Raw genomic sequence first — 15516 nt, forward strand, 5'->3', positions numbered from 1 at the left:
AGGCCGCCTACGAACGCACTACACGCCAGGAAAGCAAGAACATGCACGACTCGGCCCCGGCGCAAGCCCAGGTGCCCGCCACGCTACCCGCCCGGTTCGTCCTGGCGACCGGTTCCGCCCTGCTTGCGGCGGCCATCCTGTTCCTGTGCTGCCTGGTCGGCATCTGGAGCCGGCCGCCCGGGTTGCTGGCCGCGCTGTGGCCCGCCAATGCCGTCATGCTGGGCATGATGATCCGCTGGCCGCGCATGGCCAACCCGGCGGGTTGGCTGGGCGGCGCCGCCGGCTACGTCCTGGCCGACCTGGCCACCGGCGGCGCCCTGGCCATGACGCTGTGGCTGACGCTGGCCAATATTGCGGGGGTCTTCACGGGCTGGACGTTGTTCTCGCGCCTGGAGCCGGACGAGCAGCGCCTGCAACGGCCCAGCTCGGTCATGCACCTGTTCGGCATCTGCGCCGCCGCCGCGGCCGCGGCCTCCCTGACCGGCGCCGGCATCACCACCGCCGTCTATGCCCAGGACACGCTGACCGGACTGACGTACTGGTTCATCGGCGAACTGGCGAACTACATCATCATGCTGCCGGTGCTGCTGACCTGGCCCGGCCTGCGGCGCGTGGCGCTGCTGCGCCGCTCGGCGGACATCAGCGCCCTGCTGGGCCGCGGCCTGCCGGCGCTGGCGCTGGCGGCCTCCCTCATGGCGGCGATGGCGATCGGCGGCCCCGGCGCCATCTTCTTCCCGATCCCCGCCCTGCTGTGGTGCGCACTGACCTACAAGATGTTCGCGGTGTCGCTGCTGACGATGGGCTCGGTGATCTGGGCGCAGCTCTACAGCTCGCGCGACATGATGGGAGAAGTCATGGCCTCGTTCATCCATGCCACCACCTCCATCCGCCTGGGCATCACGCTGCTGGCCCTGGCGCCCTTGACCGTGGCCAGCATCAATGCCGCGCGCAACCGCCTGCTGGCCGAACTGGAATACGCGGCGCACCACGATTCGCTCAGCGGCGCGCTGACCCGCGCCGCCTTCATCAAGCGCGGCACCCAGATCTGGCAGGGCCGCGCGCCCTCGCGCTGCAGCGCCGCCGCGCTGATGCTGTGCGTGGACGGTTTCCGCCAGGTCGACGACCAATACGGCTATTGGGCCGGCGACCGCATCCTGCAGGCCTTCGCGCGCCAGGTGCGCGCGGTGGTGCGCGAAGAAGACATCTTCGGCCGGCTGGGCGACGAGGAATTCGGCCTGCTGCTGTTCGGCATCTCGCGCCAGGAATGCCTGGGCGTGGGCGAACGGCTGCGCGCGGCGGTGGAGAACATGGAGATCGTGCTGGACGACGGCAGCCGCCTGTCCGCCACGATCACGGTCGGCATCACCTGGATTCCCGACCTGAACGACACCGCGCTGGGCCGCCTGCTGGTGCGCGCCGATGCCGCGCTGCACCGTGCCAAGAAAGCCGGGCGCAACCGCGTGGTCGACGACGAGGATATCTCGCTGCTGCGGGTCTGATCCCTGCTCGCCGGGGTCCGCACGCGGTGCGGTGCAGCACGTCCGATCCTTGAACTTTCGCGCGCCGCGCGGGATAGTGGAAGCGCAGAGGCCCCGCCCCCCCGGGGCGCACGCCGCCGGAGGCCCGCGCGGCGGCCCCGGATCGGCGGGGGCCCACGGCCCATCGAAGGAGACCGCCATGAAACAGGTCATCGCCTGCCTCGACGGCATCGCGCGTGCGCAAGGCATCTGCGACTACGCCATCTGGGCGACGCGCAGAATGGACACCGATCTGGAATTCCTTCACGTCCAGGAACCCCACTGCGAGCAGGCCGGCCTGTCCGACCTCAGCGGCAGCCTCTGGCTGGGGGCACAGGAAGCCCTGCTGCGCGAACTGTCCGAACTGGACGAGAAACGCGCGGCCGTCGAGCAGGAACACGGCAAGCAGTTGCTGGAACTGGCCCTGGAACGGGCTCGCGCGGCGGGCCTGTCCCGGCTGGACGCCCGGCAATACCGGGGCGACCTGATCGACACGCTGATCGAGGCCGAACCCGACGCGCGGCTTTTCGTGCTGGGCCACCACACGGCGCTGATCAAACCGTCCCGGCTGCTGCCCGACCACCGGTTGGAGGCGGCCGTGCGCGCACTGCACCGCCCTATCCTGGTGGCCGATGCGGCGTTCCGGGAGCCGGCCAGTTTCATGGTGGCTTATGACGGAAGCGCCACGGCGCGCAAGACGGTCGAGATGGTCAGCCGCAGTCCCCTGCTGGCCGGCCTGCGCGCGCACGTGGTGATGGCGGGCGGCGACGCGGCCCAGGCGCAGGGGGCATTGAACGAGGCCCGGGCGGAACTGGCGAACACGGGCTTCGATGCCCGCACCGCGCACGTGCCGGGCGATCCGGTCCAGGCATTGACGGCCTATGCCGGAGACCATGCCGTGGACCTGATCGCGATGGGGGCCTACGGCCATTCGCGCATCCGGCACCTGATGCTGGGCAGCACCACCACGGCCATCCTGGGGCAGGTGCGCCTGCCTCTGTTGATCCTGCGCTAGTTCAGGATGCCGGCTTGGCCCGCAGCGCGTTCAGCGTCTTGCGGCCCGCCCGGCCATCGGGCGTCAGGCCCAGCTCGCGCTGCACCGCCTGCAGGGCTTGGCGGGTCTTGGCCCCGATGATGCCATCGGGCTTGCCGATGTCGTAGCCGCGCGCCACCAGCAGTTCCTGCAGTTGGCGGCGTTCGGCGCGCGAAATGCCGGGATCGTCGGTCGGCCAGGCCGTCACGAACGGCATGCCGCCGCGCAGCCGGTCGGACAGATGCGCGATGGCCAGCGCATAGCTTTCGGCGGCGTTGTACGAATAGATCGCGTCGAAGTTGCGGGTGACCAGGAACGCCGGCCCCCTGGGCCCGGCCGGCAGCAGCAGGCCCACCGAAGTGTCGCCGTCCGGCAAGGCGCTGCCGTCGGCGCGGCGCACGCCCTGCGCGGCCCAGGCCGACATGGGCTTCTTGTTCTTGCGGCCGGCGTTGGACGTATCCATGTTCTCGGGCAGCTTCACCTCGAAGCCCCAGCCCAGGCCGGGCTGCCAGCCGGCCTGCTTCAGGAAGTTGGCGGTGGAGCCCAGCGCGTCGGGCACGCTGTCAACCAGGTCGCGGCGGCCGTCGCCGTCGAAGTCCACGGCCAGGCGCAGATAGGTGGACGGCATGAACTGCGTCTGGCCGAAGGCGCCGGCCCACGAGCCGTTCAGGCGCTCGGCGGGCACGTGCTCGTCCTGCAGGATGCGCAACGTGGAAAAGAACTCGCCGCGGAAATAGGCCTGCCGCCTGCCGAAGCACGACAGCGTCGACAAGGAGGTAAGCAGCGGGCGGCCGCCCAGGTTCTGGCCGAAATTGCTTTCCACGCCCCAGACGGCGGCGATGGTGGCGACGTCCACGCCGTATTGTTTCTGCGCGCGCGCCAGATCGTCCTTCCAGGTCTGCATGGCGGCCATGCCGTCGTCGATGCGTTCCTGGTCGACCAGGCTGGCCATGTAGTCCCAGATGGGCGTCTTGAACTCGGGTTGCGCGTCCAGCAGCGGCAGCACCGTGGCGTCGGGCGACAGGTTGGCGGTCTGGGTGTCGTACACCGAACCCTGCACGCCGCGCTTGAGGGCGTCGGGACGGATCTCGGCAAGACACGCGCGATAGGCGGCGGGATCGGCCGTGGGCGCGGCGGGCGCGGGCTGGGCGTCGAGGGCGGGGACGGCCAGCAAGGCCAGCAGGGGCAATAGGCGGCGAGAGATCATCGGGGCATTCTATACGTGAACAACCGATCACACCCAGCTTCAACCGTCATGCCAAACTGACGCCGAAACGAGACTTTACGAATGACTACGACGCGTCGTATCGACCTCCGCTCGCAACAGCGCCGCGATCTCGTCTTCCTCGAACCCCGCCGCGCGCCGCGCCGGCAGGTTGAACGGCCCGCGCAACGCCGGGGCACCGTATTGCCGAGCCAGCTCGGCGTAACAGGCGACCGGCGCCAATCCGCGCAACGCGCAGCCATGGCGGAACCAGCGGTTGCCCACCGCCACGTGGCCGATCTCGTCACGCAGGATGATGTCCAGGATGGCCGCGCCCGCCTCGTCGCCCGCGTCCGCCAGCTTGGCGCGCACCAGCGGCGAGGCATCGAGCCCGCGCGCCTCCAGCGTGCGCGGCACCAGCGCCAGCCGGGCCAGCAGGTCGCCGCGCGTCTTCTCGGCCATTTCCCACAGGCCGTTGTGGGCCGGGAAGTCGCCGTAGGCATGGCCCAGCGTGGCCAGGTGCCGGTTCAGCAGCGAGAAGTGATAGGCTTCTTCGCGCGCCACGCGCAGCCAGTCGCGGTAGTAATCGTCGGGCTGGCCGGCATAGCGCCACACCGCGTCCAGGGCCAGGTTGATGGCGTTGAACTCGATGTGCGCCAGCGAATGCAGCAGGATCGCACGCCCCAGCGGCGAACGCACCGACCGCTGGCGGGTGTGCGCACGCGCCACCAGTTCGGGCCGCTGCGGCCGGCCCGGCAGGCCGGGCGGTTCGTCCAGGACCGCCTCGGCATCCACCGGCAGCTCGTCGGTGATGGCGTCCACGGCATCCAGCTTGTGCTGCCAATCCGCCGCCGCCAGGGCATGCAGCGCGGCATGGCGCAGGGAGGCGCTCACGGCCGCCTCCGGACGCGGTGCGGGGCCCGCGCCCAGGCCGGGGCGTGATCGGACGTCGGCGCGCCAGGCGCCGGGGGCAGGACAGGATTCATGGAAAGGCAATGGTTGCGAACGCCCGGCGACTTTATCATTGCGCCATGCCCTCTTCCGCCCGCCTGAGCATCGAGACCTCGCTTGCCGCGCTGGACCCCGGCCAATGGAACGCCCTGGCCGGCGACCAGCCTTTCGTGCGCCACGAGTTCCTGTCCGCCCTGCACGACACCGGCTGCGCCGCGCCCGACACGGGCTGGACGCCGTATTTCCTGGTGCTCAAGCGCGACGGCCGCCTGGCGGGCGCCGTCCCGCTCTACCTCAAGATGCACTCGCGCGGCGAGTATGTGTTCGACTTTTCCTGGGCCGACGCCTTCGAGCGGCACGGCCTGCGCTACTACCCCAAGCTGCTGTCGGCGATTCCGTTCACGCCGGTGGCGGGCGCGCGCCTGCTGGCGGCCGACGACGCCGACCGCATGCTGCTGGCGCAAGGGCTGATCGAACTGGCGCAGGGCATGAAGGTCTCGTCGCTGCACCTGCTGTTTCCGCGCCCGCAGGACTTGGACGCGCTGCGCGAGGCGGGCTACATGATCCGCGAGGGCGTGCAGTTCCATTGGACCAATCCGGGCTACGCCGACATTGACCAGTTCCTGGCCGCGATGAGCCACGACAAGCGCAAGAAGGTCCGGCAGGACCGCAAGAAGGTCGCGCAGGCGGGCATCACGTACCGCTGGATGACGGGCGCGCAGATCGACGCCGCGTCGCTCGACTTCTTCTACCGCTGCTATTGCCAGACGTATTACGAGCACGGCAACCCGCCCTACCTGAACGAAGCCTTCTTCACGCGCGTGCGCGCCGAGCTGCCCGGGTCGATGGTGCTGGTGCTGGCCATGCGCGGCGAGCAGCCGGTGGCCGCGGCGCTGAACCTGCGCGGCGGCGATGCGCTGTACGGACGCTACTGGGGCAGTTCTGAATTCGTGCCCGGCCTGCATTTCGAGACCTGCTACCTGCAGGCCATCGAATATTGCATCGTGAACGGCCTGCGGCGTTTCGAGGGCGGCGCGCAGGGCGAGCACAAGATGGCCCGCGGCCTGCTGCCCACGCCGACCTGGTCGGCGCACTGGGTGGCCGACCGGCGCTTCGCCGAGGCGATCCAGGACTTCCTGGACCAGGAGACCTCGGCCGTGCAGGCATATGCCGGCGAACTGGCGGCGCATGCGCCGTTCAAGCGGCAGGAATAGGCACCCCACCGCCTCCGATCGGCGCACCGCTTGCCCGGGACGTTTCCGTTCCTCGGCGCCGCGCCTTGTGACCGTATCATCCGGCAGGCCCGAGCCATGTGGCGCGCTGAGGCGCCCGGCCGTCTTACAGGAACCGGTCCAGCAACTGCCGGCTCGCCCGATCCAGCCCCGCGGCATCGCGGATCAGGTAGTGGATGCCGTGGCTGTCCGAGATCAGCAGGGTCTGCCCGGCCAGGCGCCGGATGTCTTCCTCGCCGCGCAGCACGAAAGACGTGGCGCCCCGGTCGGTCTCGACCTGCCAGGTCGACGGCGTGGCGTAGGTGGACACGGCCACGATGCGGCGGATCTCCGGCATGAATTCCCGGCCGGCCAGTTCGGCCTCGACCAGTTCGCGCTGCGCGGGCGGCAGGTCTTCCACGCGTTCGATCCAGGCCAGTTCGCGGCCATCGGAGGCCACCAATGACAGGCCCTGGCCCGGGCGGGAAATCGGAAACGCGCGCACGGGCACGACGCCCTCGTGGCCGACGCCATCCGCGCCCGTGTAGACCAGCCGGCCATGGGCGTTGCGCTGCAGGGAAAAAGCGGTGCTCATCGTGATGTCCCGTCAGTCCTGGTCGGATTCGCCATCGCCCGAGCCGGACGGCGAGTCGGCAAGCTCCGCCTGACGCATCTGCGCGCGGTACAGCTCATAGTAGGCGCCTTCGCGCGCCATCAGCGTCTCGTGCGTGCCCTCTTCCACGACCTTGCCGCGATCCATCACGACCAGCCGGTCGGCGCGGCGCAGCGTGCTCAGGCGGTGCGCGATGGCGATGGTGGTGCGGCCGCGCACCAGGTTGTCCAGCGCCTTCTGGATTTCTTTCTCGGTGGTGGTGTCCACCGACGAGGTGGCCTCGTCCAGGATGAGGATGCGCGGATCGATCAGCAATGCGCGCGCGATCGAAATGCGCTGGCGCTCGCCGCCCGACAGCGCCTGGCCGCGCTCGCCCACCAGCGAATCGTAGCCGTGCGGCAGGCGCAGGATGAATTCATGCGCATGCGCCGCGCGGGCAGCGGCCACGATCTCGTCGTGCGTGGCGTCCGGCTTGCCGTAGGCGATGTTCTCGGCGATGGTGCCGAAGAACAGGAACGGCTCTTGCAGCACCAGGCCGATGTGCTTGCGGTAGTCGGCCACCCGCAGCGCGCGGATGTCCACCCCATCGACCAGCACGGCGCCCTCGGCCACGTCGTAGAAGCGGCAGATCAGGTTGATCAGCGTGCTCTTGCCCGAACCGCTATGGCCGACCAGGCCGATCATCTCTCCCGGCGCGATGGACAGGCTCATGCCGCGCATCACCGAGCGGTTGCCGTAGCGGAACCCCACTTCGCGCAGCTCGATGCGGCCCCGCACCTGCGGCAGGTTCACGGGCGACTGAGGCTCGGGCACGCTGGACACGTGGTCCAGGATGTCGAAGATGCGCTTGGCGCCGGCGGCCGCCTTCTGGGTGAAGGACACGATGCGGCTCATGGAATCCAGCCGCGTGTAGAAGCGCCCGATGTACGCCAGGAACGCGGCCAGCACGCCCACGGTGACGTCGTGCTCGGCCACCAGCCAGATGCCGAACACCCAGATCACCAGCAGGCCGATCTCGGTCAGCAGCGTGACGGACGGCGAGAACAGCGCCCAGATTCTGTTGACGCGGTCGTTCACGTCCAGGTTGCGCAGGTTGGCTTCGCGGAAGCGCTGCACTTCGCGGCGCTCCTGGGCGAACGCCTTCACCACACGGATGCCGGGAATGGTGTCGGCCAGCACGTTGGTGATCTCGCCCCACACGCGGTCGACCTTCTCGAAGCCATGCCGCAGGCGGTCGCGCACCAGGTGGATCAGCCACATGATGAACGGCAGCGGCAGCAGCGTGGCCACGGCCAGCGGCGGATTGATCGAGAACAGGATGACCGCGGTCATCACGATCATCAGCACGTCGGTGGCGAAGTCCAGCAGGTGCAGCGACAGGAACACGCAGATGCGGTCGGTTTCGCTGCCGATGCGCGACATCAGGTCGCCGGTGCGCTTGCCGCCGAAGTATTCCAGCGAAAGGTGCTGCAGGTGCGAATAGGTGGCGATGCGCATGTCCGCGCCGATGCGCTCGCTGACCCAGGCAAGGATATAGGTGCGTGCCCATCCCAGGCCCCACGCCGCCAGCGCCGAGGCCAGCAAGCCCAGCAGATACCACTGCACGATGCCGTAGTCGATCTCCTGGCCGTTCTGGAACGGGATCAGCACGTCGTCCATCAGCGGCATGGTCAGGTAAGGCGGCACCAGCGTGGCGGCCGTGGACAGCAGCGTCAGCACGAAACCGGCCAGCAGGCTGCCGCGGTAGGGCTGCGCGAAGCGCCACAGGCGCAGCAGCGCCCAGGTGGACACGGGCTTGGGAGTCTCTTCCTCGGCGCAGGCCGGGCATTCGTCGCTGTCGGGCGGAATCGGCGCCTGGCAATCGGGACAGGTGCGCAGCGGCTCGACGGGCTGGCTGGCCTGGCCGGCGGCGCGCGCCTGGCGCTGCTCGAACTGCGTCAGCAGGCGCAACGCGGCGGGCGAGCGGCCCAATGTGAAGCGCCATGCGCCGACCCGCGTCTGGCCGTCGTCCAGCTCCAGGCAGGCCGCGCCCGCATGATCGTGCAGTTGCAGCTTCAGGCCGGGACCATGGCGCCAGGACTGCCAGGACGCCTGGCCCGGCGCGCGCGCCAGCAGCCGGCGGTCGGTGAGCAGCACCGCGCCCGGCCGATAGCGCAGGCGCTCGTCCAGGTCGGTATCCAGACGCGCCAATACGGTCTCACCCGCATCCAGGGGCGCGTCGGCGAGGCCGGCCGGGCCGGAAGGGAGGTGGGCAGTGCTCATGGCTTGCTCCGGCAGGACATGGGAAGGAAAACCGCCCCTGCCCCACCGCGGGTTAGTCTGTCCCCTGGTAACAACATGTCAGGGGACCGACACGAGGGCGCGAGTTTATACGGCCATAAAGGCGGCGTATAGTAGCGCTCGATACACCCCACTTTCCCGATAGGAAAATCGTCCAGCGACGCACCGGCGCTGCTCCCCAAGACGCCCCCCAGACAAGCCATAACAACTCCGGGGGTATGCCTGCCATGCCAGCCTGTGTTCTTTCTCTGTATATCCATGAAGAAACGAGACATTGAATTCCTTGATGTCGTGGCTCTGCGCGGCCCGAACATCTGGACCTATCGCCCCGTCCTGGAAGCCTGGGTGGACATCGGCGAACTGGAAGACTTCCCTTCCAATCTTATCCCTGGATTCTACGAACGTCTGTCGACGTGGCTGCCGACCCTGATCGAGCACCGTTGCAGCCCGGGCGTACGGGGCGGGTTCCTGATGCGGTTGAAGGAAGGCACCTGGCCCGGCCACATCCTGGAACACGTCACGCTCGAACTGCAGAACCTGGCCGGCCTGCCCGGCGGTTTCGGCAAGGCGCGCGAGACCTCCACGCGCGGTGTCTACAAGGTCGTGGTGCGCGCCTGGCAGGAAGACGTCACCCGCTCGGCGCTGCAAGAGGCCCGCGACCTGGTGATGGCCGCCATCGAGGACCGGCCGTTCGACGTGGACAGCGCCGTCTCGCGGCTGCGCGGCATGGTCGACTCGCTGTGCCTGGGACCCAGCACGGCCTGCATCGTCGATGCCGCCGATGACCGCGACATCCCCTACATCCGCCTGTTCGACGGCAATCTGGTGCAACTGGGCTATGGCGCGCGCCAGCGCCGCATCTGGACCGCCGAGACGGACCGCACCAGCGCCATCGCCGAAGGCATCTCGCGCGACAAGGACCTGACCAAGTCGCTGCTGGAGACCTGTGGCGTCCCCGTGCCCGAAGGCCGCCTGGTCGAAAGCATGGAGGACGCGTGGCGCGCCGCCGAGGACGTCGGCCTGCCCGTGGTGGTCAAGCCGTATGACGGCAACCACGGCCGCGGCGTGTTCACCAACCTGATGACCCGCCAGGAAGTCGACTCGGCCTATGCCGTGGCCGTCGAGGAAGGCAGCGGCGTCATGGTCGAGCGCTTCGTGCTGGGCAACGAGCACCGCCTGCTGGTGGTGGGCGGCCGCATGGTGGCCGCCGCCGCCGGCGAGCCTGCCTGGGTCACGGGCGACGGCAAATCGACCATCGAAGACCTGATCGACATCCAGATCAACACCGATCCGCGCCGCGGCCGGGCCGAGACCTGCCCGCTGAACCCGGTGCGCCTGGACTCCGCGGCCCGCCTGGAGATATCCCGCCAGGGCATGACGGCCCAGACCGTGCCCACCGCCGGCCGCCGCGTGCTCATCCAGCGCAGCGGCAACGTGGCCTTCGACGTCACCGACCGCGTGCATCCAAGCACCGCCGCCGCCGTCGTGCTGGCCGCGCGCGCCGTGGGCCTGGACATCGCGGGCGTCGACCTGGTGGCCGAAGACATCTCGCGCCCGCTGGACGCGCAGCGCGGCGCCATCGTGGAAGTGAACGCCGGCCCCGGGCTGCTGATGCACCTGAAGCCCGCCGACGGCAATCCGCAGCCCGTGGGCCGCGCCATCGTCGACCACCTGTTCCCCGCCGGTGACGACGGCCGCATTCCGCTGGTGGGCGTCACCGGCACCAACGGCAAGACCGTGGTGTCGCGCCTGATCGCCCGCCTGCTGCAGTTGTCCGGCCGCCAGACCGGCCTGGCCTGCAGCGAGGGCCTGTACATCGACCGCCGCCTGGTGCAGGCCGGCGACCGCGCCAACTGGGCCTCCAGCCGCCGCCTGCTGATGAACCGTTCGCTGGATGCCGCCGTCATCGAGAACGACAGCGGCGTCATCCTGGGCCAGGGCCTGGCCTACGACCGCTGCCAGATCGGCGTGGTCACCAACATCGACGAAGGCGACCACCTGGGCGACTTCGACATCAACGACGCCGACCGCCTGTACGGCGTGTTCCGCACGCAGGTCGACGTCGTCCTGCCCGGCGGCGCCGCCGTGCTCAATGCGCGCGATCCGCGCGTGGTCGAGATGGCCGGCCTGTGCGACGGCGAGGTCGTGTATTTCGGGATGGACCCTGCCCTGCCGACCCTGGCTTCGCACCTGGCGCTGGGCAAGCGCGCCGTCACGGTGCGCGACGGCCAGATCGTGCTGGCGCGCGGCCGCGAGGAACAGCCCGTGGCCAACATCGCCGCGGTGCCGCTGACCTGCGGCGGCCGTGCCGGCTTCCAGGTCGAGAACGTGCTGGCCGCGGTCGCCGCGGCCTGGGCGCTGGACCTCTCGCTGGAAGTCATCCGTGCCGGCGTCGAGACCTTCGGGGTCGACCAGAACGACGCGCCCTGGCGCTTCACCGTCTTCGAACGCGACGGCGTCACCGTCGTGGTGGACGGCGCGCACAACGCGCCGGCCCTGCGCGCGCTCATCGAGGCCATCGGCCACTTCGGCGGCACGCACCGCACCGTGGTGTACGGCGCCGGCGTGGACCGCCGCGACGATGCCCTGGTCGAGCAAGGCAGGCTGCTGGGCCAGGCTTTCGACAGCGTGGTGCTGTATGACGACGCCACCATCTCGACCAAGCGGCCCGCCGGCCAGGCCCGGGCGCTGCTGCGCCAGGGCGCCCTCCAGGGCGGCCGCGCGACCCAGGTGGCGGACGAGCCCGACCATGCCGACGCGATCCGCGCGGTGCTGGCCCAGGCCAGGCCGGGCGAGTTCGTGCTGTTGCAGTCCGATGAAGCCAACGCGGAACCGGTCACCGGGATGGTGCGGCGCTGGATCCAGCAGCAGGACTGATTTCCGTACGTCCGGCCGTCCCGAAGACGTCGGGACGGCCCAGTGTCAACAGGCCCTACATTTTCAGCACTCTTTTTTCCGTCAAGAAAAGGAAAAATCCGCCATGGAAGTCTCCCGCATCCGCGCCCTGCGCGGCCCCAATCTCTGGAGCCGCAATACGGCCATCGAGGCCATCGTGGCCTGCAGCGATACCGAGTGCTCCATCGACGACACGCCGGAGTTCGAGGCGCGGATGCGCGCCCGTTTTCCGCTGATCGGCCTGCTGCGCCCCGAAGGCCACCTGGGCGCCCTGTCGATGGCCCACGTGCTGCAGACGGTCGCGCTCAGCCTGCAGGCCCATGCGGGCTGCCCGGTCACCTTCGGCCGCACGCAGGCCACCATCGAGCCGGGGGTGTTCCAGATCGCGGTCGAGTACAGCGAGGAATCCGTCGGCAAGCTGGCGCTGGAACTGGCCCAGAGGCTGCTGCAGGCCGCCGTCGACGACCAGCCCTTCGATCTGGCCGACGCGCTGCACAAGCTGCGCGAACTGGACGAGGACATCCGCCTGGGCCCCAGCACGGGCGCCATCGTGGCGGCCGCCGTGGCGCGCGGCATCCCGTATCACCGCCTGACGCAGGGCAGCCTGGTGCAGTTCGGCTGGGGCAGCCGCCAGCGCCGCATCCAGGCCGCCGAGACGGACAACACCAGCGCCATCGCCGAGTCCATCGCCCAGGACAAGGACCTGACCAAGATGCTGCTGGACGCCGCCGGCGTGCCCGTGCCCAGTGGCCGCGTGGCCGATTCGGCCGAAGGCGCCTGGGAAGCCGCGCAGGAACTGGGCGGCCCGGTCGTGGTCAAGCCGCGCGACGGCAGCCAGGGCCGCGGCGTGGCCGTCAACATCGATACGCGCGAACGCGTCTTCCAGGCGTATGAAGCCGCCAGCGAGATCAGCGCCGAGGTCATCGTCGAGCGCTACATTCCCGGCCACGACTTCCGCCTGCTGGTGGTGGGCAGCCAACTGGTGGCGGCCGCGCGCCGCGACCCGCCCAAGGTCACGGGCGACGGCGTGCACTCCATCCGCCAACTGGTGGAGCAGGTCAACGCCGACCCGCTGCGCGGCGACGGCCACGCCACGTCGCTCACCCGCATCCGCTTCGACGACATCGCCCTGGCCACGCTGGCCAAGCAAGGCTACGGCGCCGACACCGTGCCGCCCGCCGGCACGCTGGTCGTGCTGCGCAACAACGCCAACCTCAGCACCGGCGGCAGCGCCACCGACGTGACCGACGAAGTCCATCCCGACCTGGCGGCCCGCGCCGTCACGGCCGCCCGCATGATCGGCCTGGACATCTGTGGCGTGGACGTGGTCGCCGAAACGGTGCACCTGCCGCTGGAAGACCAGCGCGGCGGCGTGGTGGAAGTGAACGCCGCGCCCGGCCTGCGCATGCACCTGAACCCCTCGTTCGGCAAGGGCCGTCCGGTGGGCGAGGCCATCATCGGCCAGATCTTCGCCGACGGCCAGGACGGCCGCATTCCGGTGGTGGCCGTGGCCGGCACCAACGGCAAGACCACCACGGTGCGCCTGACCGCGCACCTGCTGTCCTGCGCCGGCAACCGCGTGGGCATGACCAACTCCGACGGCGTGTACGTGCAGTCGCACCGCATCGACACCGGCGACTGCAGCGGCCCGCGCAGCGCGCGCCGCATCCTGCTGCACCCCGGCGTGGACGCGGCCGTGTTCGAGACCGCGCGCGGCGGCATCCTGCGCGAAGGCCTGGCCTTCGACCGCTGCGACGTGGCCATCGTCACCAACATCGGCCAGGGCGACCACCTGGGCCTGGGCTACATCAGCACGGTGGAAGACCTGGCCGTGGTCAAGCGCGTGATCGTGCAGTACGTGCGCCCCGGCGGCATGGCCGTGCTGAACGCCGCCGACCCCATCGTGGCCGAGATGGCCAGCGCCTGCCCGGGCTCGGTCACCTTCTTCGCCGCCGACCCTGACCATCCCATCATCGCCACGCACCGGGCCCAGGGCCAGCGCGTGGTGGTCCGCCAGAACGACGCCATCGTGGCCCAACAGGGCGAGATGCGCGTCGAACTGCCGCTGTCGGCCATTCCGCTGACCCGCGGCGGCGACATCGTGTTCCAGGTCGACAACGCCATGGCTTGCGTGGCGGCCGCCTGGGCGCTGGACGTGCCCTGGGAAACGATCCGCTCGGGCCTGGCCGGCTTCGTCAACGACGCCGCCACCGCTCCCGGCCGCTTCAACATGTTCGACTACGGCGGCGCCACGCTGATCGCCGACTACGGCCACAACCCCGACGCCATCCTGGCCCTGGTCAAGGCCGTGGACGCCCTGCCCGCCAGCCGCCGCAGCGTCGTGATCAGCGGCGCGGGCGACCGCCGCGACGAAGACCTGCGCCGCCAGACCGAGATCCTGGGCGACGCCTTCGACGACCTGGTGCTGTACGAAGACCAGTGCCAGCGCGGCCGCGAGGACGGCGAGGTGCTGGCGCTGCTGCGCGCGGGCCTGGCCAATGCCCGCCGCGCCAGCAGGATCGACGAGATCCGCGGCGAGTTCCTGGCCATCGACACGGCGCTGGCGCGCCTGGCGGCGGGCGACCTGTGCCTGATCCTGGTCGACCAGGTCGAAGAGGCCCTGGCTCACATCGCGCAGCGCGTGGCCGAGCGCAATGCCGCCGTTTCCGTGGCGCCGGCGCGATAGCCCCGCGATAGCCTCGGTTACGTACTCCCCTCAAAGCCGGTCAAATGGTCACCCAGGTGTAACAGCCGCCTGGGTGACCCGTCTCTTCCTCCTGGAGCGCCGTCACGGCATCCCCCGGCCGCTCTCCTATGCGGCCTTTGCGGCCGTGCCCTCGCCTGCCCGGAAAGCCCCACGAAACGGGCACCTGGCGTGCTTACATTTACCCACACCGGCTGTTTGACACCCCATGGGGGCGACTGGTGTAGTGGGTCCCACGGACAGCTGATCAGCTTTCATATCCCTCGCGGCGCCAACCGACGGCCATCGGAGACCCGCCGCACTCTCGCTAGGAGAAGACGACATGAACAACGACATCGTTGCTGGCAAGTGGAAGCAGCTCAAGGGCAAGGCCAAGGCGGCCTGGGGTGACCTGACCGACGACGAACTGACCCGCACCGAGGGCAATGCCGAACGTCTGGCCGGCCTGGTCCAGGAACGTTACGGCAAGACGCGCGAAGACGCCCAGCGCGAAGTGCGCGAATTCTTCGACCGCAACCCCTGAACCGGCGCGCAGCGCTTCCCGCATTTCGTATCTAGAGGAGAAACACCATGCTGTATTACGCGGTAGTCTTCTTCGTCATCGCCATCATCGCGGCGGTCCTGGGCTTCGGCGGCATCGCCGCCGGCGCGGCGGGTATCGCCAAGATCCTGTTCTTCGTGTTCCTGGTCCTGGCCCTGCTGTCGATCCTGGGCGGCGCCTTCCGACGGTAACGGGGGACACCAGCCATGATCACCCGTAAATGGATGGCCGCGGCCGTGATCGGCGCCGGTGTGGCGGTGACCGCGCCGGCCGTCGCGGCGGACGGCAAAGGCGACAAGCAATCCGTCGGCGAATACGTGACGGACGCCACGATCAGCACCAAGGTGCGCGCGGCGTTCGTGGCGGACAAGGCGTTGAGCGCCCTGGATATCGCCGTGGAAACCAATGATGGTGTCGTGAACCTGACGGGCAGCGTCGCCACCAGCGAGCAGGTCAACCATGCGGCTGACGTGACCCGCGGTGTCGACGGCGTCAAGCAGGTCAAGAACGACATCAAGGTGGACCCGGGCAAGGCCAAGTAAGGCCTTCACGTCGTCTCCAGCGACG

General features: G+C 69.5%; 12 protein-coding genes. 8 read left to right on the forward strand and 4 right to left on the reverse strand.

Annotated features, from left to right (window positions below; all coding sequences use genetic code 11):
• Window positions 1-41 precede the first annotated feature (41 nt).
• Together A6745_RS09435 and A6745_RS09440 are read left to right on the forward strand one after the other, a co-directional pair.
• Complete coding sequence (locus tag A6745_RS09435; RefSeq protein WP_082852991.1) at window positions 42-1499, forward strand: GGDEF domain-containing protein; 1458 nt, start codon at window positions 42-44, stop codon at window positions 1497-1499.
• 178 nt (window positions 1500-1677) lie between these two features.
• On the forward strand, window positions 1678-2532 hold the full coding sequence (locus A6745_RS09440) for a universal stress protein (RefSeq protein WP_066126202.1): 855 nt from the start codon (window positions 1678-1680) through the stop codon (window positions 2530-2532).
• A 1-nt stretch (window position 2533) separates the two neighbouring features.
• Here the strand turns inward: A6745_RS09440 and A6745_RS09445 are convergent, their stop codons facing one another.
• The gene (locus A6745_RS09445; protein ID WP_066126204.1) at window positions 2534-3757 is read right to left on the reverse strand and encodes a lytic murein transglycosylase; all 1224 of its coding nucleotides are present in this window, start codon (window positions 3755-3757) and stop codon (window positions 2534-2536) included.
• A 75-nt stretch (window positions 3758-3832) separates the two neighbouring features.
• Window positions 3833-4684, reverse strand: coding sequence for a ferritin-like domain-containing protein (locus A6745_RS09450; RefSeq protein ID WP_156513350.1), 852 nt, complete (start codon window positions 4682-4684; stop codon window positions 3833-3835).
• Between the two features lie 101 nt (window positions 4685-4785).
• Between A6745_RS09450 and A6745_RS09455 the strand changes: the two genes are divergently transcribed.
• Complete coding sequence (locus A6745_RS09455) at window positions 4786-5919, forward strand: GNAT family N-acetyltransferase (RefSeq protein WP_066126209.1); 1134 nt, start codon at window positions 4786-4788, stop codon at window positions 5917-5919.
• 124 nt (window positions 5920-6043) lie between these two features.
• On the opposite strand, the gene A6745_RS09460 is transcribed toward A6745_RS09455, so the two are convergent.
• Together A6745_RS09460 and A6745_RS09465 are read right to left on the reverse strand one after the other, a co-directional pair.
• The gene (locus A6745_RS09460; protein WP_066126211.1) at window positions 6044-6511 is read right to left on the reverse strand and encodes a cyanophycin metabolism-associated DUF1854 family protein; all 468 of its coding nucleotides are present in this window, start codon (window positions 6509-6511) and stop codon (window positions 6044-6046) included.
• Between the two features lie 12 nt (window positions 6512-6523).
• On the reverse strand, window positions 6524-8791 hold the full coding sequence (locus A6745_RS09465; RefSeq protein WP_066126212.1) for a cyanophycin metabolism-associated ABC transporter: 2268 nt from the start codon (window positions 8789-8791) through the stop codon (window positions 6524-6526).
• Between the two features lie 276 nt (window positions 8792-9067).
• Between A6745_RS09465 and cphA (A6745_RS09470) the strand changes: the two genes are divergently transcribed.
• From cphA (A6745_RS09470) to A6745_RS09485, 5 genes are all read left to right on the forward strand, one after another.
• A complete protein-coding gene (gene cphA, locus A6745_RS09470) occupies window positions 9068-11686 on the forward strand; it encodes a cyanophycin synthetase (protein ID WP_066126215.1) in 2619 nt (872 codons plus the stop codon).
• Window positions 11687-11789: 103 nt separating this feature from the next.
• Window positions 11790-14390 (forward strand): cyanophycin synthetase, encoded by a 2601-nt coding sequence (gene cphA, locus A6745_RS09475; RefSeq protein WP_066126219.1) that lies wholly within the window; start codon window positions 11790-11792, stop codon window positions 14388-14390.
• 340 nt (window positions 14391-14730) lie between these two features.
• The gene (locus tag A6745_RS09480; protein ID WP_066126222.1) at window positions 14731-14931 is read left to right on the forward strand and encodes a CsbD family protein; all 201 of its coding nucleotides are present in this window, start codon (window positions 14731-14733) and stop codon (window positions 14929-14931) included.
• Between the two features lie 47 nt (window positions 14932-14978).
• Window positions 14979-15140, forward strand: a complete 162-nt coding sequence (locus tag A6745_RS27775; RefSeq protein ID WP_082852992.1) for a DUF1328 domain-containing protein — start codon at window positions 14979-14981, stop codon at window positions 15138-15140.
• Between the two features lie 15 nt (window positions 15141-15155).
• Complete coding sequence (locus A6745_RS09485) at window positions 15156-15491, forward strand: BON domain-containing protein (RefSeq protein WP_066126225.1); 336 nt, start codon at window positions 15156-15158, stop codon at window positions 15489-15491.
• Window positions 15492-15516 lie beyond the last annotated feature (25 nt).

The sequence above is a fragment of the Bordetella ansorpii genome, from assembly GCF_900078705.1.
Classification (GTDB): Bacteria; Pseudomonadota; Gammaproteobacteria; order Burkholderiales; family Burkholderiaceae_B; genus Bordetella; species Bordetella ansorpii_A.

Excerpts from the sequence above, each read along its gene's own strand:
- cphA (WP_066126215.1), top strand. The coding sequence starts at position 9,068 with ATGAAGAAACGAGACATTGAATTCCTTGATGTCGTGGCTCTGCGCGGC.
- cphA (WP_066126219.1), top strand. The coding sequence starts at position 11,790 with ATGGAAGTCTCCCGCATCCGCGCCCTGCGCGGCCCCAATCTCTGGAGC.
- A6745_RS09435 (WP_082852991.1), top strand. The coding sequence starts at position 42 with ATGCACGACTCGGCCCCGGCGCAAGCCCAGGTGCCCGCCACGCTACCC.
- A6745_RS09485 (WP_066126225.1), top strand. The coding sequence starts at position 15,156 with ATGATCACCCGTAAATGGATGGCCGCGGCCGTGATCGGCGCCGGTGTG.
- A6745_RS09460 (WP_066126211.1), bottom strand. The coding sequence starts at position 6,511 with ATGAGCACCGCTTTTTCCCTGCAGCGCAACGCCCATGGCCGGCTGGTC.
- A6745_RS09480 (WP_066126222.1), top strand. The coding sequence starts at position 14,731 with ATGAACAACGACATCGTTGCTGGCAAGTGGAAGCAGCTCAAGGGCAAG.
- A6745_RS27775 (WP_082852992.1), top strand. The coding sequence starts at position 14,979 with ATGCTGTATTACGCGGTAGTCTTCTTCGTCATCGCCATCATCGCGGCG.
- A6745_RS09455 (WP_066126209.1), top strand. The coding sequence starts at position 4,786 with ATGCCCTCTTCCGCCCGCCTGAGCATCGAGACCTCGCTTGCCGCGCTG.
- A6745_RS09445 (WP_066126204.1), bottom strand. The coding sequence starts at position 3,757 with ATGATCTCTCGCCGCCTATTGCCCCTGCTGGCCTTGCTGGCCGTCCCC.
- A6745_RS09465 (WP_066126212.1), bottom strand. The coding sequence starts at position 8,791 with ATGAGCACTGCCCACCTCCCTTCCGGCCCGGCCGGCCTCGCCGACGCG.
- A6745_RS09440 (WP_066126202.1), top strand. The coding sequence starts at position 1,678 with ATGAAACAGGTCATCGCCTGCCTCGACGGCATCGCGCGTGCGCAAGGC.